Annotated in this window: 18 protein-coding genes and 1 other annotated feature; of the genes, 3 read left to right on the top strand and 15 right to left on the bottom strand. The window is 56.6% G+C overall.

All coding sequences use genetic code 11. The annotated features are described in order from the left end of the window. The first annotated feature begins 126 nt into the window (after positions 1-126). Positions 127-873: a GntR family transcriptional regulator gene (locus FZF21_RS00090; RefSeq protein ID WP_017383690.1), complete on the top strand. Its 747-nt coding sequence runs from the start codon at positions 127-129 to the stop codon at positions 871-873. Here FZF21_RS00090 and FZF21_RS00085 read toward each other — a convergent pair. The 3 genes from FZF21_RS00085 to ibpA all read right to left on the bottom strand — a co-directional run bounded on the left by FZF21_RS00085 (position 841) and on the right by ibpA (position 3,669). Beyond that, positions 841-2,502: a putative transporter gene (locus FZF21_RS00085; protein ID WP_017694020.1), complete on the bottom strand. Its 1,662-nt coding sequence runs from the start codon at positions 2,500-2,502 to the stop codon at positions 841-843. The two genes, FZF21_RS00090 and FZF21_RS00085, sit on opposite strands and share 33 nt — an antisense overlap. A gap of 191 nt (positions 2,503-2,693) precedes the next feature. Continuing rightward, positions 2,694-3,122: a small heat shock chaperone IbpB gene (ibpB, locus tag FZF21_RS00080; RefSeq protein WP_015570126.1), complete on the bottom strand. Its 429-nt coding sequence runs from the start codon at positions 3,120-3,122 to the stop codon at positions 2,694-2,696. A 136-nt stretch (positions 3,123-3,258) separates the two neighbouring features. Next, positions 3,259-3,669 carry a small heat shock chaperone IbpA gene (ibpA, locus tag FZF21_RS00075; RefSeq protein ID WP_006177605.1) on the bottom strand — a complete coding sequence of 137 codons (411 nt, stop codon included), beginning with the start codon at positions 3,667-3,669 and terminating at the stop codon, positions 3,259-3,261. Then, positions 3,663-3,737, bottom strand: a sequence feature (ROSE (Repression Of Heat Shock gene Expression) occurs in the 5'-region of heat shock genes and acts as an RNA thermometer to modulate expression.). Its footprint overlaps the gene before it by 7 nt. 247 nt (positions 3,738-3,984) lie before the next feature. Here ibpA and FZF21_RS00070 point away from each other — a divergent pair. Continuing rightward, positions 3,985-4,317 carry a YceK/YidQ family lipoprotein gene (locus FZF21_RS00070; RefSeq protein ID WP_017383693.1) on the top strand — a complete coding sequence of 111 codons (333 nt, stop codon included), beginning with the start codon at positions 3,985-3,987 and terminating at the stop codon, positions 4,315-4,317. Here FZF21_RS00070 and FZF21_RS00065 read toward each other — a convergent pair. The 8 genes from FZF21_RS00065 to FZF21_RS00030 form a co-directional block, all read right to left on the bottom strand. After that, entirely contained in the window at positions 4,314-5,543 is a 1,230-nt protein-coding gene (locus FZF21_RS00065) for a DUF3748 domain-containing protein (protein ID WP_074173133.1), read from the bottom strand. The genes FZF21_RS00070 and FZF21_RS00065 overlap by 4 nt on opposite strands. A gap of 51 nt (positions 5,544-5,594) precedes the next feature. Then, positions 5,595-6,932 (bottom strand): MFS transporter, encoded by a 1,338-nt coding sequence (locus FZF21_RS00060; protein ID WP_015570129.1) that lies wholly within the window; start codon positions 6,930-6,932, stop codon positions 5,595-5,597. A 118-nt stretch (positions 6,933-7,050) separates the two neighbouring features. Further along, positions 7,051-8,199, bottom strand: a complete 1,149-nt coding sequence (gene dgoD, locus FZF21_RS00055; protein WP_003861103.1) for a galactonate dehydratase — start codon at positions 8,197-8,199, stop codon at positions 7,051-7,053. After that, the gene (locus FZF21_RS00050; RefSeq protein ID WP_017694025.1) at positions 8,196-8,813 is read right to left on the bottom strand and encodes a 2-dehydro-3-deoxy-6-phosphogalactonate aldolase; all 618 of its coding nucleotides are present in this window, start codon (positions 8,811-8,813) and stop codon (positions 8,196-8,198) included. Before FZF21_RS00050 ends, dgoD begins: the two co-directional genes overlap by 4 nt. Beyond that, complete coding sequence (locus FZF21_RS00045) at positions 8,797-9,675, bottom strand: 2-dehydro-3-deoxygalactonokinase (RefSeq protein ID WP_003861107.1); 879 nt, start codon at positions 9,673-9,675, stop codon at positions 8,797-8,799. The genes FZF21_RS00050 and FZF21_RS00045 overlap by 17 nt, the downstream gene beginning before the upstream one ends. Further along, positions 9,672-10,361: a D-galactonate utilization transcriptional regulator DgoR gene (gene dgoR, locus FZF21_RS00040; RefSeq protein WP_003861109.1), complete on the bottom strand. Its 690-nt coding sequence runs from the start codon at positions 10,359-10,361 to the stop codon at positions 9,672-9,674. The genes FZF21_RS00045 and dgoR overlap by 4 nt, the downstream gene beginning before the upstream one ends. Positions 10,362-10,587: 226 nt before the next feature. Beyond that, positions 10,588-11,400, bottom strand: coding sequence for a sugar-phosphatase (yidA, locus tag FZF21_RS00035; RefSeq protein ID WP_023295661.1), 813 nt, complete (start codon positions 11,398-11,400; stop codon positions 10,588-10,590). Between the two features lie 113 nt (positions 11,401-11,513). Next, complete coding sequence (locus FZF21_RS00030) at positions 11,514-12,539, bottom strand: NAD(P)-dependent alcohol dehydrogenase (protein WP_047737235.1); 1,026 nt, start codon at positions 12,537-12,539, stop codon at positions 11,514-11,516. Between the two features lie 113 nt (positions 12,540-12,652). On the opposite strand from FZF21_RS00030, the gene FZF21_RS00025 reads away from it, so the two are divergent. Next, complete coding sequence (locus FZF21_RS00025) at positions 12,653-13,588, top strand: LysR family transcriptional regulator (RefSeq protein ID WP_017694028.1); 936 nt, start codon at positions 12,653-12,655, stop codon at positions 13,586-13,588. Between the two features lie 33 nt (positions 13,589-13,621). Here FZF21_RS00025 and gyrB read toward each other — a convergent pair whose 3' ends face one another. Genes gyrB through dnaA form a run of 4 tightly spaced genes read right to left on the bottom strand, consistent with a single transcriptional unit; the run spans position 13,622 to position 19,634 of the window. Continuing rightward, positions 13,622-16,033 carry a DNA topoisomerase (ATP-hydrolyzing) subunit B gene (gyrB, locus tag FZF21_RS00020; protein WP_047737230.1) on the bottom strand — a complete coding sequence of 804 codons (2,412 nt, stop codon included), beginning with the start codon at positions 16,031-16,033 and terminating at the stop codon, positions 13,622-13,624. A gap of 28 nt (positions 16,034-16,061) precedes the next feature. Continuing rightward, complete coding sequence (gene recF / locus FZF21_RS00015) at positions 16,062-17,135, bottom strand: DNA replication/repair protein RecF (RefSeq protein ID WP_149121135.1); 1,074 nt, start codon at positions 17,133-17,135, stop codon at positions 16,062-16,064. After that, positions 17,135-18,235, bottom strand: a complete 1,101-nt coding sequence (gene dnaN / locus FZF21_RS00010; RefSeq protein WP_003861122.1) for a DNA polymerase III subunit beta — start codon at positions 18,233-18,235, stop codon at positions 17,135-17,137. Before dnaN ends, recF begins: the two co-directional genes overlap by 1 nt. A gap of 4 nt (positions 18,236-18,239) precedes the next feature. Continuing rightward, positions 18,240-19,634: a chromosomal replication initiator protein DnaA gene (gene dnaA / locus FZF21_RS00005; protein WP_003861124.1), complete on the bottom strand. Its 1,395-nt coding sequence runs from the start codon at positions 19,632-19,634 to the stop codon at positions 18,240-18,242.

Genomic DNA, 19,634 nt, shown 5'->3' with positions numbered 1-19,634 from the left:
GGTATGCCGCTGCGATTCGTGATCGCATTCATGGTTTTAATTTGACCAATCAGGTCTACTTTTTAAAATAAAAATAGACAAGTTAAGACGTAATCCACGCCATGATGTGCGCAGAGAGGTCTACTGGTGATCTACAAATCAATTGCCGATCGGCTGCGGCTGCGGCTGAATTCCTCGGACTACAACATTGGCAGTCCGTTACCCGGAGAAAAAGCGCTGGCAAAGGAGTTTGGCGTAGCCCGGATGACCATCCGCAAGGCGCTGGATCTGCTGGTAAGCTGGGGGCTGGTTGAACGTCGACACGGCAGCGGGACGTTCGTGGCGCGCAAAGACGTTCATCATGAAACGACTAACCTGACCGGGCTGGTGGAGGTGCTGCGCCAGCAGGGGAAAGAAGTGCAGAGCAAGGTGTTGCAGTTTGAAGTGATGCCCGCGCCGCCCGCTATCGCCAGCCAGCTGCGGATTCAGGTTGATGAGCGGATCTATTTTTCAAGGCGGGTGCGTTACGTGGACGGAAAACCGCTGATGCTGGAGGACAGCTTTATGCCGGTGAAGCTGTTCCGCAATCTTTCCCTGGCGCATCTCGAAGGGTCTAAGTTTGATTACATCGAGAAGGAATGCGGGATCACCATCAGCGGCAACTACGAGAGCCTGACGCCGGTGCTGGCAGATAAACAGCTGGCCGGTTATATGAATGTGCCGGAACAGACGCCGCTGCTGCGCATCACCTCCCTTTCCTACAGCGACAGCGGCGAGTTCCTCAATTATTCCGTGATGTTCCGGAACACCAGCGATTACCAGGTGGACTACCATCTGCGGCGCATCCACCCGGAAGACTTGTTAGCCCATCCCCCAGAACAGCACCGCCAGTAGCTGCGGGGTGATGATGCGCAGAAACATCACCAGCGGATAAACCGTGGCGTAGGACAACGCCGCCGCGCCGCTGGTGGCGTGCAGGTTGTTGGCGAACGCCAGCGCGGGCGGATCGGTCATGGAACCGGCCAGCATGCCGCACAGCGTGAGATAGTTCATTTTAGCGAAGATACGTGCCAGTAATCCGACCGTTATCAGTGGGATAGCGGTAATAAATATGCCGTATCCTACCCAGCTCATCCCTTCGCCGTTCACCAGGGTATCGACAAAATCGCCGCCGGATTTCAGCCCCACCACTGCCAGAAACAGCACGATGCCTAACTCCCGCAGCGCCAGGTTAGCACTCGGCGGCATAAACCAGTAGAGCTTACCGATGGAGCCGATACGCCCGAGGATCAGCGCCATAATGAGCGGCCCGCCTGCCAGACCCAGCTTCAGTGCTACCGGGAAGCCGGGCACGTACAGGGGGATGGAGCCAAGCATGACGCCAAGCCCGACGCCGATAAAGACCGGCAGCATCTGCACCTGCTGGAGTTTTTGCTGGGCGTTGCCTACCATGTCCGCTACGGCATCAATGGATGAGGGACGCCCGACGAGGTTGAGAATATCACCGAATTGCAGGCTGGCATCCTGGCTGGCCACCAGCTCGACACCGGCGCGGTTAAGCCGGGAGATCACCACGTCATAACGCTCTTTAACCTGCAAATCGCGTATTTTCTTGCCCAGGACTTTCTCATTGGTCACTACCACGCGCTCCACGCGCATGTCCGTTCCACGGGTTGAGAGTGAGGTATCCACCTCCTGACCAATCACCAGCCGGGCATTGTTTAAATCCGCCGGTTGCCCTACCAGATGCAGGAGATCACCGTGCTGAATAAGGGTATCCGGTGAAGGCACCATCAGCGTTTCATCACGTTTCAGGCGGGAACAGATAATGGTCGCGCTGTTCAGAATGGGAACATCCTGTATCGCCATATTGTTCAGGTTGGGGTTTTCGACGCGAATGTTGATGGTTTTAATGAGCGCATGGCCGTTGGTCAGCGTGCTTTCATGCTCTTTTGCCTCCTGCTCGACGTTAACGCGGAACAGCACGCGCACCAGCCACATCGAGAGCAAAATACCGCAAATGCCAAACGGATAGGCCATGGCGTAGCTCATCCCCATCTGATCGACGACATCAGCAGGGATACCCAGATCGCGCAGAATTTGCTGGCCCGCCCCGAGCGCGGGCGTATTCGTGACGGCGCCGGAGAAGATGCCCAGCACGACGGGCAGCGGAATCGCGAAGAGTTTATGCAGAATGGCGGTAACCAGCCCACCCATCACGACGATGCCGAAGGCAAAGAGATTAAGGCGTAAACCGGAGACGCGCAGGGAAGCGAAGAAGCCCGGCCCCACCTGAATACCGATGGTATACACAAAGAGGATCAGGCCGAACTCCTGGATGAAATGCAGCATATCGGCGCTGAGCACCCACCCAAGCTGGTCGGCAAAATGGCCGACAAAAATCCCGCCGAACAGCACCCCGCCGATGCCAAATCCGACGCCGCGGATTTTGATATTCCCCAGCCATAGCCCCACTACCGCGACAAGGGCCAACACGCTAACGGTTAACGCGATATCACTCATGATCCACATCCTGTGTATAACCATAGTTATGCTAAGGATTCTCTCAGAGCTGACGGCGGTTGTATGGGCGATGGCGCACAAAAAAGCCCTGCCGGGGCAGGGCTTCATGGCATCTGTGAGCGAGTCGGGTGGCGGCTGCGCCTTACCCGACCTACAGGATCGGCAGGTTTGCCACCCGGCAAAAACGTGGTTTAGCTGTTCAACGCCGGGCGTTCGCTAATGGCGATGCGCTGAGGCGCAATGGCTTCCGGCACGTTACGGGTGAGGTCAATGTTCAGCAGCCCGTTAGTGAACGTCGCGCCAGAAACTTCCATATGGTCTGCCAGGGTAAAGCTCAGGCTAAACGGCTGAGTGACAAGCCCCTGATGCAGCCATTTGGTCTCGGTGTCTGGTTTTTCCGGTGACCCTTTCACGGTCAGGCGCGTACCCTCAAGCTGGATGTCGAGATCTTCCTGGCGGAACCCGGCCAGCGCAAGCGTGATGCGGTAGTGGTTATCATCGCTTTTTTCGATGTTGTACGGTGGAAAGGTCTGCTGTTCGGTTGCGCTTTGCAGCGCGTTAGCCAGTTTGTCAAAACCTATCCACTGACGCAGCAGGGGGGATAAATCGTAGTTACGCATACTAAATCTCCTTCTGAGAAGCGAGTTCGGCACAGTTTAATTTTGTGCACAGTTGTACCTGCAAACCCTTGCGGATTCGCATATGCTCCCGTTACGGCAAGCAAGTTCGGGTGGGCCGCTCACGCGACCCGCGTAATTAGTTGATTTCGATACGACGCGGTTTTTTCTCTTCCGGAATCACACGTTCCAGTTCGATAAACAGCAGGCCGTTCACCAGGTTCGCGCCCTTGACGTGGATGTTCTCAGCCAGCTGGAACTTGCGCTCAAAGTTGCGCTCTGCGATGCCCTGGTAGAGGTAGGTTCGTTCTTTCTGCTCGGCCGTATGGGAGCCTTTCACCACCAGCAGATTGTCCTGCGCGGTGATCTCCAGTTCGCTCTCTGCGAAACCGGCAACAGCAATCGCAATGCGATAGTGGTTTTCGTCAACCAGTTCAACGTTGTAAGGTGGATAGCCGTTGCTCTGGCTCTGGTTGTTTTCTAAGTGGTTGAACAGACGATCGAAACCAATGGCAGAACGGTATAGCGGAGAGAGATCGAAATTACGCATGGATAAATGCTCCTGAAATCAGCGAGAAAATGTAGCCTTCCACCATGGACAGGCTTCTGCTTCCCCGAACACCCATCAGGCGTGTCCGTTATCGGGTTACATTCTTAAAATGGGTCTGGATACGGCCTTTTCAAGACTGTTGATGTGAGATTTTTTTGCACTTTGCTGGTTGTCGCATAGACTCAGGGGCACAGCACAAAGGGTTAAATTGCGATGACGACCACAGTGCGGGAGTTTTGAGCTATCCATTTTGGACGCGCCTCGCTATAACCCTGAGTTGCAGGTCAATGCCGTGCTACTAAAGATGACTGAGTGATGATGAGAAATGTTCTGATTAAGCTGGCGTCGTTCAGCGGGGTTGTTTTACTTTGCGGGTGTTCGAGCGTGATGTCGCACACCGGCGGTAAAGAAGGAACATATCCGGGGACGCGCGCCAGTGCCGCAATGATCTCTGATGATGAGACAAACTGGGGTACCAAATCTCTGGCGATTCTTGATATGCCGTTTACGGCGGTTGCCGATACGCTTCTGCTGCCGTGGGATATGTTCCGCACCGACAGCTCAGTGCGTTCGCGCGTTGAGAAAAGCGAGCAGGAAAAGCTGGCGACCAATTCCGTCATCCCGCCCGCAGAGATGCCTCCACGCTAATTCTGTGCGGTTTCCGTTAGCCACAGCTGGCGGAAACCGTCCTTCTCTTCCATCCATGCAATAAATCGTCCGTCCGGGGAAAACACCACAGCGTCAGCAGACGGCGGATTGCCGTGATCGGACGTCAAAAACGTCACCTCTCCGGTCTGCGCATCGCAGCAGGCAATACGGCCTGCAAGCACAAATCCCAGCCCGTTGCCGGAAGGATGCCAGTTAAAGGCCGACTGAATATCACGCTCAGTGTGGGTCAGCTGACGCGGCTCGCCGCCCTCAGGGGAGATAAGCCACAGCTGCACAACGCCGTTATCGTCCCGCATTAAAAACGCAATCTGCGTCCCCTGCGGATTGCTGCGCACCCAGTGGCGCGGTACGTTCACCAGCCCCGGATACGCCTTCTGATGGGTGAAGGTTAAGCGACGTTGCGTTACGCCCGCAGGCGGCGCGGGCATTGTATCAGGCGTTCCCTGCAACGGCGCATCGCCCGCCCGTTTCCAGCCCTGCTCGTCTTTGGGGAGATCGACAATAAACAGTTCGGGCACTTTCTCGCCTTTCGCAGACACCGTATCGCCGATAAACGCCAGCCTGTCGTTGCCCACCCAGCCCTCTTCATAGGCGCGGTTTACCTCATCGCTGCCCGGTTTCGGGTTCGGCGTTGTACGGCTTACCAGTACGCTCCAGAAGGTGCCGGCATATTCCCGCGGATGGTTCCCCTGTGGGTTTACTGGGCCAAAAGGCGCCGCCACCCCGACGTTACGCAAATCCAGCTGCGGATCGCGCGCGTGCAGCACATGGTCGTTGTAGGTAAAGCTGACGAACTGCCCGTTCGGGCTAAAAACGTGGACGTGGCTGCCGCCACGCAGCGCCCCTGCGGTGTAAGGCGCGGTGATATCCATTGCATCAAGATTGCTCACCTGACCATTGTGCGCAATCACCCCCTGACGATGGTGAAAATCATACTGCCAGTCTGCATCCGGGTTTTTCGGGCCGTGGATAAAAACATATTTGTCCTGCGCCGGATGAACGGTTACCACGCCGACATGCGCGCCGTCAATCGCACGGTAGATCGCCTCAACCTCGCCCGTACTAACATTGACCCGCTCAATGGTTTCACCGGTAAACGACGCGCCGGACGGGCGGACATCATAGACAAGCCACTGGCTGTCTGGCGTCCAGGTGTTGATGTTGGTGAGCTGGTGGTTGCGGGAAGCGAAGGTGATTTGTTTCATGAAAATACCCTGATGCGCGGTTATCGCATCAGGGTAAAACATCCGAAGGGATTAGCCTACTCGTTTAACGTCGCCGACCAGCAGGATGTAGGAGAGCGCCCCGATCAGCGCCACGGCAGAGATATACACCAGAGCCGGACCAAAGCCGTAGTCCTGCGCCAGGTAACCGATGACCAGCGGTACGGTGATCCCGCCCAGGCCGCCAACGAAGTTAAACACGCCACCAGTCAGGCCGATCAGACGCATCGGCGCCAGGGACGACACCAGCGACCAGGTGATGGAGGCAAAACCGTTTCCGAAGAACGCTACCGCCATCAGGGTCATGATCCACACCGGATCGTTGGTGTAGTTCGCTCCCATGATGCAGGTAGAGATCAGCAGTCCGCAGATAATCGGCGTTTTACGCGCAACGCCCAGCGAGAAGCCTTTTTTCACCAGCTTATCCGCCAGCCAGCCCGAGAGCAGGACGCCGAAAAACGCCGCAAGGAAGGGTACGGTGGTCATAAAGCCTGCCTTCAGCGCGGTAATACCTTTTTCCTGGGTCAGATAGTTCGGGAACCAGGTGAGGAAGAACCACAGCGTGGAGGTCACCGCGAACTGTCCCAGATACACGCCCACCAGCTTACGGTGGAAGACCAGCTTCCAGTCCGCTCTGGTCAGCGGCTGGCGCGCCTCTTTTTTCACGGGCGCATCGCCATCCACCAGGCCACCGCCGTCGCGGATGTAGTCCAGTTCGGCTTTGGTGATGCTTTTGGTCAGGCGCGGCGGCTGATAAACCTTAAACCAGATGAGCGACCAGATAATGCCGATCCCGCCGGTGACGATAAACACCCAGTGCCAGCTCAGCAGCTCCTGGATCCAGATTAACAGCGGCGTCAGAAACGCCAGACCAACAAACTGCCCGGAGGTGTAAAAACCAACAGCGGAAGCGCGTTCGTGTTCAGGGAACCAGCTGGTCACCATGCGGTTGTTGGTCGGAAACGCCGGCGCTTCAAACACCCCGGTGATGGCGCGCAGGCCAATCAGCGACATCAGCCCGGTCGCGAAGCCCTGGAACAGGGTCGCCACGGACCAGCCAAAAATAGCGATAAAGTAGGTCAGACGTGAACCCACGCGGTCAAGGAACCAGCCACCAGGGATCTGACAGAGCGTATACAGCCAGGCAAACGCCGAGAAGACGTAGCCCATTTCCGCTTTGGTGATGCCAAACTCTTCCTGAATATGAGCCGATGCCACGGCAAGGTTGGCGCGGTCGACATAACAGATGACCACGGTAATAAAGATCATGATCAGCGTCAGGTAACGACGACGCCCGGTTTTTGCAGCAGTAACTGGAATATCCATCGCAATCTGTCTCCAGATTTTGGGCATAGCGAAGCCGCTCACCATGCCCTGTAATTTACAGAGGGTTATATTTTTTCTATGTACGTTTTTTTTTTGCCCGGTGGCGCTTCGCTTACCGGCCTACGAGAGAGTAGGCCGGATAAGCGTAGCGCCATCCGGCGATTTACCACTCGGCTACGGAACCGTCTTCATGACGCCACAGTGGGTTACGCCAGTCCGGCGCACTTTTACTCAGCTCAATGACTTTGGCTTCGTCGATCTCCACGCCAAGGCCCGGCTTCGTTAACGGTTTAAAGAAACCACCTTCCATGCTGAAGTCTTCTTTGTTTTTCACAAAGTCGAGCAGCTCCGCGCCCTTGTTATAGTGAATGCCCATGCTTTGTTCCTGGAACACCGCATTGCGGGAGACGAAGTCGACGTGCAGGCAGGCCGCCAGCGCAATCGGCCCAAGCGGACAGTGCGGCGCCAGCGCCACATCGTAGGCTTCTGCCATTCCGGCAATTTTGTAGCATTCGGTGATGCCGCCCGCGTGGGAGAGGTCCGGTTGCAGGATCGCAATGCCGCCCGCTTCCAGCACGCGTTTAAACTCGAAGCGCGAGAACATGCGTTCCCCCGCCGCGATGGGAATGTGCGTCTGTTCAGCCAGTTTCGGATAGTATTCCGCCTGCTCGGCCAGCACCGGCTCTTCGATAAACAGCGGGCGATACGGCTCCAGCTCTTTAATCAGCACTTTGGCCATTGGCGCGCTGACGCGGCCGTGGAAATCCAGACCAAACTCAATCTCGTTGCCGAAGGCTTCACGGATTTGCGCCACGGTATTCACCGCCCGGTCTACCGCGCGCGAGTTGTCGATAACGCCCATTTCTTCGCAGCCGTTGAGTTTGAAGGTGTCAAAACCGATGTTGCGCAGTTGCCGGATACCGTCGATCACTTCCGCAGGGCGGTCACCGCCCACCCAGCTGTAGGCTTTGATTTTGTCGCGCACCAGGCCGCCCATTAATTGCCAGACCGGGGCATTGAGCACTTTGCCTTTGATATCCCACAGCGCCTGATCAATACCGGCGATGGCGCTCATCAGAATCGGCCCCCCGCGGTAGAAGCCCGCGCGGTACATCACCTGCCACAGGTCGTTGATGCGCGCCGGATCCTGGCCAATCAGGTATTCGCCCAGCTCGTGCACCGCGGCTTCAACGGTGCGCGCACGGCCTTCAATCACCGGCTCGCCCCAGCCAACCACGCCTTCGTCGGTTTCGATTTTCAGGAACATCCAACGCGGGGGTAAACGGTACGTGGTGAGTTTGGTTATTTTCATTGCACTGCCTCTCGATACGCTTTCACAAATGCTGCCGCCTGCTGTGCGGTACGCTCAACGGGCTGACCGGCACGATAGAGATCGCTGCCCAGCCCCGCGCCCACACAGCCCGCGCTCATCCACTGGCCCAGGTTTTCCGGCGTGACGCCGCCCACGGCAAAGACCGGCACGCTGGCGGGTAAGACCGCTTTCAGCGCTTTGATGTAATCCGGACCAAAGGCCGACGACGGGAAAATTTTGAGAGACTGTGCGCCCGCATCGAGGGCGGCAAAGGCTTCTGTGGCCGTGGCGCAACCCGGGCAGACGGTCATGCCGTAATCCACCGCCCGGCGGATCACCTCGGGGTTGATATTCGGTGTGACGATAAGCTTGCAGCCCATTTTCGCCAGTTCATCCACCTGCTCCGGTTGCAGCACGGTGCCTGCGCCAATCAGCGCCTTATCACCAAACGCCTTCACAACTGCCGGAATGCTTTTTTCCCACTCCGGGGAGTTGAGCGGGATTTCCACCGCGTCGAACCCGGCGTCGATCACCGCGCCAACGTGCGCTAAGGCCTCACCGGGCGTGATACCGCGCAAAATCGCGATCAGGGGAAGTTCAGTTTGCCACTGCATGAGCGATGCTCCTTATGCCTGCCTGAAATGCCGTGTCGCCTTCCACCGCAGCAACATCCCGTCCGATAGCGTGGAACGCCTGGCGGTAACGAGACGTCAGCGATGAACCCGCGACGAGCGTGATGGCCTGCTGCCCGGCGAACGCGTCGCTCAGAGTGGCGACTTCTGCGCCAATCAGCAGGCCGGACAGAAATTCGCTGACCTGTTCGCGCGGGAGATTTCCCAGCACGTGCGAGGCGCGAACCTCAAAAAGTTGCGGCAAAACGGCAGGGGATGCGATCCCGCGCTCAAGCCCGGCGGCAAACGCTTCCGGCGAAGGGGTCTGCTCCGGCAAACCGGCCCCCACCAGCGAATGCTTAAGCAGCAAGTGGTGCAGTTCGCCGGTCATCACGGTGCGGAAATCATGAATTTGCTCAGCATCCGCCTGGACCCATTTGCAGTGCGTCCCGGGCATGACGTAGACAGAAGAAGGAGAAAGGGTGCGCGCCCCGAGCAGCTGCGTCTCTTCGCCGCGCATCACATTATGGTTATCGTCGCGAGAGACGCATAAACCGGGAATAATCCAGACATTGTCGCCAACGGACGTTAACTGCTCGCCAACGGCGGTGAAATGCACCGGAACTGACAGGTAAGGCGCGACCTTCCACCCCACGTTACTGCCGACCATTCCGGCCATCACCACTGGCGTAGTACCGTCGCGCCAGTTTTGTGTCACTTCTGCTAACACCGCTGCGGGGGATTTACCGTTCAGGCGCGTCACACCTGCTTCTGATTGCCTGCTTTCCAGGCACTGCTCACCCTGGTAGAGCCAGGCGCGCAGATTGGTCGATCCCCAGTCAATTGCGATGTAGCGTGATGTCATGTGATTTCCTTCAGCCTTCGTGTCGAGCTGGCGATCATGGTCAGCGCCGCCTGCTCTGCCGCATCGCCGTCCTGATGCCGTATCGCATCGAACAGCGCTTTATGTTCCTGAAGCGTTTTCGGCATGTTGGCCTCATCGCCCATCCAGGTACGTTCAAATACTGCTCGCTGTAGCGAGCTGATCGCCACGCTAAGCTGCTGTAAAACCGGGTTATGCACCGACTGCAATACCGCTTCGTGGTAACGAATGTCCGCTTCGTTGAACGCCTCCCGATTCTGGTTATTGGCGATCATGTCGTTTAAAGCCGACTCAATCTGTGCCAGGTCACCTGACGTTGCGCGCTCTGCCGCCCAGCGGGCGATGGCCGGTTCCACCAGATTTCGGACTTCGCTCATCGCGCCGATGAGCCGTGGGTCGTAGTCGTTTTCCAGCACCCATTGCAGAACATCGGTATCGAGGTAGTTCCACTGGTTACGCGGCGCCACAAACGCGCCGCGATAGCGCTTCATTTCAATCAGCCGCTTCGCCATCAGCGAGCGGAACACTTCCCGAATGATATTGCGCGAGGTTTCAAACTCCTCGCACAGTTCCGCCTCTGCTGGCAGCGGCGAACCGGGAACGTATTTGCCACCCACAATCTGAGTGCCCAGCGTGATGACAATGCGATCGGTTTTATTGAGTGTCATGGAGAGTCCTTGTGCTCTGTAAGTCCATCACTACTTTACCGCGACCGCTGAATTTCGCCTCACTTTTGCAGTACAAACGTGAGGCCTTTCGTCTTTGCCGTGGTGACAATGTAGTACAATCAGTTAATCTTGTACTACAATCCAGATCACAAAAAGAACAATTTGATAAATTCAGGGCCAAAAAAAGCCCCGGTTAATAACCGGGGCTAATCTTTCAAAGCACTTGTTACGACAGAACGAATTTCTCGATCGCCCAGGCAACGCCGTCTTCCAGGTTAGATTTAGTCACGAAGTTCGCCACTTCTTTCACCGACGGGATGGCGTTATCCATCGCCACGCCCATGCCCGCATATTCGATCATCGCAATATCGTTTTCCTGGTCGCCCAGCGCCATGATCTCCTCAGGCTTGATGCCCAGCGCATCGGCAAGCGATTTGACGCCCGTGCCTTTATTGACGCGTTTATCAAGGATTTCGAGGAAGTACGGCGCACTTTTCAGCACGGTGTATTTCTCTTTTACCTCAGCCGGAATGCGTGAGATGGCTTTGTCGAGAACCGCAGGTTCATCAATCATCATCACTTTCAGGAACTGGGTCGCCGGGTCCATTTTCTCCGCTTCGCAGAACACCAGTGGAATGGTTGCAACGTAGGACTCGTGCACCGTGTAGTAGCTGATATCGCGGTTGGCGGTGTAAAGCGTATTGCGATCGAGCGCGTGGAAGTGAGAGCCCACGTCGCGGGAGAGTTTTTCCAGGAAACGGTAGTCATCATAGCTCAGTGCAGTTTGCGCCACCGTGCTGCCATCGGCTGCCTTTTGCACCAGCGCGCCGTTATAGGTGATGCAGTAATCGCCAGGCTGGTTCATGTGCAGCTCTTTCAGGTAACTGTGCACCCCGGCATACGGGCGTCCGGTGGTGAGCACCACGTTCACGCCTTTTTCGCGTGCGGCGGCGATCGCATTTTTAACGGCAGGAGAGATAGTGTGGTCTGGCAGCAGCAGCGTGCCGTCCATATCGATTGCAATGAGTTTGATAGCCATGAGGTCCCCGGGATAAATGAGTGCTACCTCATGCTAACGCGATTAAGCACACAAAAATAGAGCTACCTTGCGCAACAAAAAGCCCCTTTTACGTTTATCCCGGGAACGCGAACTCACTCGCGGGTGAGAACGATTTTGCCAAACGCACCGCGATCCAGATGTTCAAGCGCCTGTTCCAGCTCGTCAAAGCGGTAGCGATGCTCAATCACCGGTTTTAACTCCGTGACATCAACAGCACGGACAAAATCTTCCAGCGCCCGGCGGTGTCCAACCCCAATCCCCTGAATGACGGGAGATTTCAGCAACAGCTCGCTTGCAGGCAGAGAAATTTCTGTCCCGGCCAGCACGCCAATGACCGATATCCGCCCATGAACGGCAACGGCGCGCAGGGAATGTCTCAGGTTCTCCCCACCCACCGTTTCGATAATATGGTCGATGCCGCGATCCTGCGTCAGTGCCAGCGTATTTTCAGCCCAGTCGCCTTTCAGTCGGTTGATGCCCTGGCTGGCCCCCAGCTTTTTGGCCCGCGCCAGTTTTTCATCACTCCCCGACGTAACAATAACTTCTGCGCCGTGCGCTTTTGCTATCTGCAAAGCGAATAGCGCCACACCGCCCGTCCCTTGTACCAGCACCGATTGCCCGGCGCGTAAATGACCGCGCTCCACCAGCGCGAACCATGCGGTAAGCCCCGCGCAAGGAAGCGTGCTGGCCTCAGCGTCATCCAGGCTTTCCGGGGACGCCACCAGCGCGTTTTCACTCACAATCACATATTCGGCCAGTATGCCCTGGAAGTATCCACCGGACGTTTTATAGGGCAAATCGCGCGCGTCTGCCTGCGGCTTGCCGTCGATCCATTCCGGGAAGAAGGTTGAGATGACGCGTGCGCCGGGCTTGAAACGCGTAACGCCTTCGCCGATGCTGTCCACCACGCCTGCCATGTCAGATGCTGGGGTAAACGGGAAGGAAAGCGGAATCGGCATCGTGCCTTCAATCACCATTTTATCCCGGTAGTTGAGCGCAACGGCATTAACCCTTACGCGAACCTCCCCCGGGCCTGGCTGTGGAACAGGCTCCTGAACGAGCCTGAGGCTTTCACGACCAAGGGCATCCATTGACCAGCGTTGCATTGTTTCAGTCATTTTTTTCTCCTGTCATCAGATGATTTTCAGTTCTGACAGTCTACCGTTGACTCAGCGTCGCCAGTGGCGATAAGTTTTCCCTTCATTGATGACCAAATTGACACAATCCGTCCATGACCGATACGCTGAAAGATATTCCCGTTTTCGTTGCCTCCGTTGAGGCAGGAAGTTTTGCCCAGGCCGCCGTCCGTCTGCATTTGTCGCGCTCGGCGGTAGGAAAAAGCATTGCTCGTCTTGAAGAGAGGCTGGGGGTTCGTCTGTTTCATCGGACCACCCGCAGTCAGAGGCTGACCGATAACGGCGCGCTTTTTTATGAACGCTGCCTGCGCGCGCTGGAGGAGATCCGTGGCGCTGAATCGCAGCTTGAAACCGGAAAACATCAGGTCAGCGGTCGGCTGCGTGTTGCCGTGCCGGTGCTGTTTGGTCGCCAGTGTATCGCCCCGCTGCTAATAGAGCTGGCGCAGGAGCATCCCGGGCTTGAGCTTGAAATGTCCTTCAGCGACCGCGTCGTGGATCTCGTGGAAGAAGGGTTTGATATGGCGGTGCGCAATGGCGCTCTGGCTGACAGCAGCGTGCTGGTCGCCAGAAGGCTGGGGGAGCACCGGATGGTTCTGTGCGCCGCGCCGGATTATCTGCTTAAGAATGGCCAGCCGCAAACCGTTGATGATCTACGCCAGCATACGGCCATTAACTACACGCGTGCGGGCAGAGTCCTACCCTGGCAGCTGATGGATTACGATGGCACGTCGCGCACGTTTATTCCCCGCTCATCGCTCAATATGGATGATTTGCAGGCGATCTGCGACGCGGCGCTGGCCGGCCACGGCCTTGCATGGTTACCCTGCTGGATGGTCATTAAAGAAATTCAGCAGGGAGATCTTGTCCCGCTCTTAAAGCAGGCCCCGGATGTACGCTTCGACGTTCATGCCGTCTGGCAGCAGACGCCACACCTGCCGCTAAGGGTAAGAATTGCCATAGATATGCTGGTCAAACGTTTACCGGCAGTGATGTCGCTGGAGTTTCCTGCGTCCATAAAAAAGCCGCGCTGAAGCGCGGCCAGTTATGCTGTCGTAAAGCGACGATTAAATATCGATATTCGCCGCCTTCAGGGCGTTCTCTTCGATGAAGGCGCGACGTGGTTCAACCGCATCGCCCATCAGGGTCGTGAACAGCTGATCCGCTGCGATTGCGTCTTTAACGGTGACGCGCAGCATGCGACGGCTTTCCGGATCCATGGTGGTTTCCCACAGCTGATCCGGGTTCATTTCGCCCAGGCCTTTATAACGCTGAATAGAGAGACCACGACGGGACTCTTTCACCAGCCACTCCAGCGCCTGTTCGAAGCTGGCTACCGGCTGACGACGTTCGCCACGTTCGATAAACGCATCGTCTTCGATCAGACCGCGCAGCTTCTCGCCGAGGGTGCAGATACGACGGTATTCCGGACCGGTCACAAATTCGTGCTCCAGCGGGTAGTCGGTATCGACGCCGTGGGTACGCACGCGGACGATCGGCTCGAACTGCTGCTCAGCGTTCTGCTGGACGTCGAACTTCCACTGGCTGCCATGCTGCTCTTTCTCGTTCAGCTCGCTCACCAGGGCGTTCACCCAGCGGGTGACGGTCTGCTCGTTGCTCAGATCGGCTTCGGTCAGGGTCGGCTGGTAAATCAGCTCTTTCAGCAGCGCTTTTGGATAGCGACGCTCCATACGGCCAATCATTTTCTGCGTGGCGTTGAACTCGGAGACCAGACGCTCCAGCGGCTCACCGGCCAGCGCTGGCGCGCTGGAATTTGCGTGCAGGGTCGCACCATCAAGGGCGATCGCGATTTGGTACTGATCCATCGCGTCGTCATCTTTAATGTACTGTTCCTGCTTGCCTTTCTTCACTTTGTACAGCGGCGGCTGGGCAATGTAGACGTGGCCGCGCTCAACGATTTCCGGCATCTGACGATAGAAGAAGGTCAACAGCAGCGTACGAATGTGCGAGCCGTCGACGTCCGCATCGGTCATGATGATGATGCTGTGATAGCGCAGTTTGTCCGGGTTGTACTCGTCGCGACCAATGCCGCAGCCGAGCGCGGTGATGAGCGTCGCCACTTCCTGAGAAGAGAGCATCTTGTCGAAGCGCGCTTTCTCAACGTTAAGGATTTTACCCTTCAGCGGCAGAATCGCCTGGTTCTTGCGGTTACGGCCCTGCTTCGCAGAACCGCCCGCGGAGTCCCCTTCCACAAGGTACAGTTCAGACAGCGCCGGGTCGCGTTCCTGACAGTCAGCCAGTTTGCCCGGCAGGCCTGCCAGGTCCAGCGCGCCTTTACGACGGGTCATTTCACGCGCTTTACGCGCCGCTTCACGGGCACGCGCCGCATCGATAATTTTACCCACCACGATTTTCGCGTCGGACGGGTTTTCCAGCAGGTATTCGCTCAGCAGTTCGTTCATCTGCTGTTCAACCGCCGATTTCACCTCAGAAGAGACCAGCTTGTCTTTGGTCTGTGAGGAGAACTTCGGATCCGGCACCTTCACGGAGACCACGGCAATCAGGCCTTCACGGGCATCGTCACCGGTGGCGCTGACTTTCGCTTTTTTGCTGTAGCCTTCTTTGTCCATGTAGGCGTTCAGGGTTCGGGTCATCGCCGCGCGGAAGCCCGCCAGGTGCGTACCGCCATCGCGTTGTGGAATGTTGTTGGTGAAGCAGTAGATGTTTTCCTGGAAACCGTCGTTCCACTGCAAGGCCACTTCCACGCCGATACCGTCTTTTTCAGTAGAGAAGTAGAAGATATTCGGGTGAATTGGCGTTTTGTTCTTGTTCAGATACTCAACGAACGCCTTGATACCACCTTCGTAATGGAAGTGGTCTTCTTTGTTGTCGCGTTTGTCGCGCAGACGAATCGACACGCCGGAGTTCAGGAACGACAGTTCACGCAGGCGTTTCGCCAGAATGTCGTACTCGAATTCGGTGACGTTGGTGAAGGTTTCGAGGCTCGGCCAGAAACGCACCATGGTACCGGTTTTATCGGTATCACCCGTGACGGCCAGCGGAGCGTCAGGCACGCCGTGCTGGTAGATCTGACGGTGAATTTTGCCTTCGCGCTGGATAACCAGCTCCAGCTTCTGCGACAGGGCATTTACTACGGATACGCCTACGCCGTGCAGACCGCCGGAAACTTTATAGGAGTTATCATCGAACTTACCGCCTGCGTGCAGAACGGTCATGATGACTTCCGCAGCAGATACGCCCTCTTCCGGGTGAATACCGGTTGGGATACCACGACCGTCATCGGTAACGGACACGGAGTTGTCCGCATGGATCGTGACCACGATGTCTTTACAGTGACCCGCGAGCGCTTCGTCGATAGCGTTATCTACCACCTCGAATACCATGTGGTGCAGACCGGTGCCGTCATCCGTGTCGCCGATATACATACCCGGGCGCTTACGCACCGCATCCAGCCCTTTCAGGACTTTGATACTGGAGGAGTCATAAGAATTCGACATCAACGTTTCTCGCTCATTTCAACTTGGGTTAATCCGTTATTTTACCCTTTTCCACGGTAAACATCTTCGAATTTTCGTCCGACATGTCTATAACGTGTTCAGCGCTAATGGCGCTGACGAAAACCTGCGACTGCGTGGCTTTTAAGCGGCTGGAAAGCAGCCCGCGCCGCGCGTCGTCAAGTTCCGAGGCAAAATCATCTATCAGGTACAGGCAGCGTCGCCCGCTCTCTCGAGTGAGGAACTCCCCCTGCGCCAGGCGCAGCGCGCACATCAGGAGCTTCAGCTGCCCGCGCGACAGCGTGTCTTCCACCGGCGCACCGTCGGCACGAATGCGGAAATCCGCCTTGTGCGGGCCGTGCGCGGTGTAGGTCAACATGCGATCGCGCTCGAAGCTTCTCTCTAACACCTCGGCATAATCCGTCTCTTTTTCCCAGCCACGCTGGAAAGAGAAGGTGAGAGAGAACTCGGGTAAAAACTGTTTGCAGGTGTCGGCCATGTCTTCGGCGATACCTGCGCTGTATTCGGCACGCCAGCGGCTGATTTGTTCCGCAAGAGGGATGAGTTCCATGTCCCACGGACGCAGCTGAGCGTAGCGCGTGACCTGGCGCAATGCGGCGTTACGCTGTTTAAGCAGACGCTTCAGGTTGCTCCAGGCGTTAAAGAAACCGGCTTCATTGTGAAAGCATCCCCAGTCGAGGAACGCTCTTCTGTATTTGGGGCCGCCGTTGAGTAAAGTAAACCCCTCGGGCGTAATCAGCTGCATCGGCATCAGCAACGCCAGCTCCGCCACCTTGTGGCCATCGGTGCCGTCGATACGCACCTTGCTGTCGCCCTGCTTGTCTTTGGTCAGGCCGATGGCGGTTTCCCGCTCTGCGCCCTGCAAACGCCCGTGCAGAACAAAAGATTCCTGCTCGTGGCGAATCACGCGACCAATCTGCAAACTGCGAAACGCCCGGCCATGGCCGAGCGTATAGATGGCTTCCAGCACGCTGGTTTTGCCGCTGCCGTTCGCGCCAACCAGGAAGTTAAAGCCAGGGGATAAAGCGAGATCCGCGCTTTCGATATTGCGAAAGTCGCGGATCAACAGACGGGTGAGCGACATTACAGTCTCATTGGCATGACAACATAGGCAGCCGACTGTGATGCGGCATCTTCAATCTGTACGCTCGAAACGGAGTCAGTCAGCAGGATGCGAACGTTCTCGCATTTCAGTGCATTCAGCACATCCAGCACATAGCTGACGTTGAAGCCGATTTCCATCTCAGCCCCGGCGTAGGTGACGTCCAGAATCTCTTCTGCCTCTTCCTGCTCCGGGTTGTTGGCGGTGATTTTGATCTGGTTTTCACTCACGTACAGACGTACGCCGCGGAATTTCTCGTTGGAGAGAATAGCGGCACGCGCGAACGCCTGCTTGAGGATGTCGCAACCCGCCTCCAGCGTTTTATCCGGGTTCTTCGGCAATACGCGGCGATAATCCGGGAAACGACCGTCTACCAGCTTCGATGTGAAGACAAAATCGCCCACATGGGCACGAATATTGTTGCTGCCAATTTGCACGCGTAGCGGCGTGTCGCCGCCGTCGAGCATACGCATCAGTTCAATCACGCCTTTACGCGGCACGATCACCGAATGGTTCGGCAGTGAATCACCAATCGGCATAGAACAGACCGCCAGACGGTGACCGTCGGTCGCCACGGTACGCAGCTCTTCACCTTCGGTTTCGAACAGCATGCCGTTTAAGTAGTAACGAACGTCCTGATGCGCCATGGAGAACTGCGTGGCTTCAATCAGACGCTTCATCGTCGCCTGCGGCAGGGTAAATTCAACTTCGCTCTGCCAGTCATCCAGGTTCGGGAAGTCCGCAGCGGGCAGCGTGGAGAGGGAGAAACGGCTGCGGCCAGAGCGCACCAGCATGCGGTCGCCCTCCAGCTGCACGGCGATTTCAGCGCCTTCCGGCAGCCCACGGCAAATATCAAAGAATTTACGTGCCGGAACCGTGGTCGCGCCCGCGTCGTGCGGCTGAGTCAGCGTAACGCGCGCGATCATTTCCATTTCCAGATCTGTGCCGGTCAGCGACAGCGTACCGTCCGCGACCTGAAGCAGCAGGTTTCCAAGAATAGGCAGCGTAGGGCGGCCGCCTAATGGGCCACTCACCTGTTGCAGCGGTTTTAATAAATGTTCACGTTCAACGGTAAATTTCATAGCGTCACGATGATAATGTTCTGATTAAATTGGAAAAATCTTCTTTTATGTCGTGGCTTTCTTCGCGTAACTGCTCGATCTTGCGACAGGCGTGCAGCACGGTCGTATGGTCACGGCCACCAAACGCATCACCGATTTCCGGCAGGCTGTGGTTGGTTAGCTCTTTTGCCAGCGCCATCGCCATCTGACGCGGACGCGCCACCGAGCGGGAACGACGTTTAGACAGTAAATCTGCCACTTTGATCTTGTAGTACTCAGCCACCGTCTTCTGAATATTGTCGATAGTGACCAGTTTTTCCTGCAAAGCCAATAAATCGCGCAGCGCTTCACGCACAAAATCGATGGTGATCGCCCGACCGGTGAAGTTGGCGTTGGCGATAACGCGGTTCAGCGCCCCTTCCAGCTCACGCACGTTGGAACGCAGGCGCTTGGCAATGAAGAACGCCACTTCACCCGGCAGGCGAATGTCGTTCTCGTCGGCTTTTTTCATCAGGATCGCGACGCGGGTTTCCAGCTCCGGCGGCTCGATCGCCACGGTCAGGCCCCAGCCGAAGCGGGATTTGAGACGATCTTCAACGCCGTTGATCTCTTTTGGATAACGATCCGAGGTCAGAATGATCTGCTGATTGCCTTCCAGCAGGGCGTTAAAGGTATGGAAAAACTCTTCCTGCGATCGTTCTTTATTGGCAAAGAACTGAATGTCATCGATCAGCAGCGCATCAACGGAACGGTAGTAGCGTTTAAACTCTTCGATCGCATTGTTTTGCAGGGCTTTTACCATGTCCTGAACGAAGCGTTCGGAGTGCATATACACCACTTTGGCATTGGGCTTACGCGCCATAATGCCGTTGCCCACCGCATGCAGCAGGTGCGTTTTACCGAGACCCGTGCCGCCATACAGAAACAGCGGGTTGTAAGCGCCACCGGGGTTATCGGCTACCTGGCGAGCCGCCGCGCGCGCCAGCTGGTTCGACTTACCTTCAACGAAGTTATCGAACGTGTGTTTCACGTTAACGTTAGAGCGGTAGGTAGGCTCAGCGGGGGCCGGAACGTTATCCCAGCCCTGACGAGCCGGTGCAACGCGAGGCGCTGGCGCGGGCGCCGCCTGTGCAGGGGCTGCCACATTGACAACTTCACGAACGGTTTGGGTGACCGGCTTTGTGCCCACTTCAAAACGCAGCTGTGGGGCATCTGACCCGCAGAAATCGTTCAGCAGTCCATTGATGTTATTAAGGTATTTATCCCTTACCCAATCGAGCACGAAACGGTTTGGCGCATACAAAGCCAGCGTGTTATCGCTCAGTTCCGCCTGCAACGGGCGGATCCACATACTGAATTCTGTGGCTGGTAACTCATCCTGCAATCGGGCAAGACACTGCTGCCAAAGCGAAAGTGACAC

The organism is Enterobacter sp. LU1, assembly GCF_008271405.2.
In the GTDB taxonomy this organism is placed as follows: Bacteria; Pseudomonadota; Gammaproteobacteria; order Enterobacterales; family Enterobacteriaceae; genus Enterobacter; species Enterobacter hormaechei_C.
The sequence above is the reverse complement of the archived record's forward strand: the minus strand, read 5'-3'. Positions and strand labels throughout refer to the sequence as shown.

What these genes read in the sequence shown, in the direction of transcription:
- FZF21_RS00085 (WP_017694020.1), bottom strand. Translation starts at nt 2,502, where the DNA reads ATGAGTGATATCGCGTTAACCGTTAGCGTGTTGGCCCTTGTCGCGGTA.
- ibpB (WP_015570126.1), bottom strand. Translation starts at nt 3,122, where the DNA reads ATGCGTAACTACGATTTATCCCCCCTGCTGCGTCAGTGGATAGGTTTT.
- ibpA (WP_006177605.1), bottom strand. Translation starts at nt 3,669, where the DNA reads ATGCGTAATTTCGATCTCTCTCCGCTATACCGTTCTGCCATTGGTTTC.
- FZF21_RS00070 (WP_017383693.1), top strand. Translation starts at nt 3,985, where the DNA reads ATGATGAGAAATGTTCTGATTAAGCTGGCGTCGTTCAGCGGGGTTGTT.
- FZF21_RS00065 (WP_074173133.1), bottom strand. Translation starts at nt 5,543, where the DNA reads ATGAAACAAATCACCTTCGCTTCCCGCAACCACCAGCTCACCAACATC.
- FZF21_RS00060 (WP_015570129.1), bottom strand. Translation starts at nt 6,932, where the DNA reads ATGGTGAGCGGCTTCGCTATGCCCAAAATCTGGAGACAGATTGCGATG.
- dgoD (WP_003861103.1), bottom strand. Translation starts at nt 8,199, where the DNA reads ATGAAAATAACCAAACTCACCACGTACCGTTTACCCCCGCGTTGGATG.
- FZF21_RS00050 (WP_017694025.1), bottom strand. Translation starts at nt 8,813, where the DNA reads ATGCAGTGGCAAACTGAACTTCCCCTGATCGCGATTTTGCGCGGTATC.
- FZF21_RS00045 (WP_003861107.1), bottom strand. Translation starts at nt 9,675, where the DNA reads ATGACATCACGCTACATCGCAATTGACTGGGGATCGACCAATCTGCGC.
- dgoR (WP_003861109.1), bottom strand. Translation starts at nt 10,361, where the DNA reads ATGACACTCAATAAAACCGATCGCATTGTCATCACGCTGGGCACTCAG.
- yidA (WP_023295661.1), bottom strand. Translation starts at nt 11,400, where the DNA reads ATGGCTATCAAACTCATTGCAATCGATATGGACGGCACGCTGCTGCTG.
- FZF21_RS00030 (WP_047737235.1), bottom strand. Translation starts at nt 12,539, where the DNA reads ATGACTGAAACAATGCAACGCTGGTCAATGGATGCCCTTGGTCGTGAA.
- FZF21_RS00025 (WP_017694028.1), top strand. Translation starts at nt 12,653, where the DNA reads ATGACCGATACGCTGAAAGATATTCCCGTTTTCGTTGCCTCCGTTGAG.
- gyrB (WP_047737230.1), bottom strand. Translation starts at nt 16,033, where the DNA reads ATGTCGAATTCTTATGACTCCTCCAGTATCAAAGTCCTGAAAGGGCTG.
- recF (WP_149121135.1), bottom strand. Translation starts at nt 17,135, where the DNA reads ATGTCGCTCACCCGTCTGTTGATCCGCGACTTTCGCAATATCGAAAGC.
- dnaN (WP_003861122.1), bottom strand. Translation starts at nt 18,235, where the DNA reads ATGAAATTTACCGTTGAACGTGAACATTTATTAAAACCGCTGCAACAG.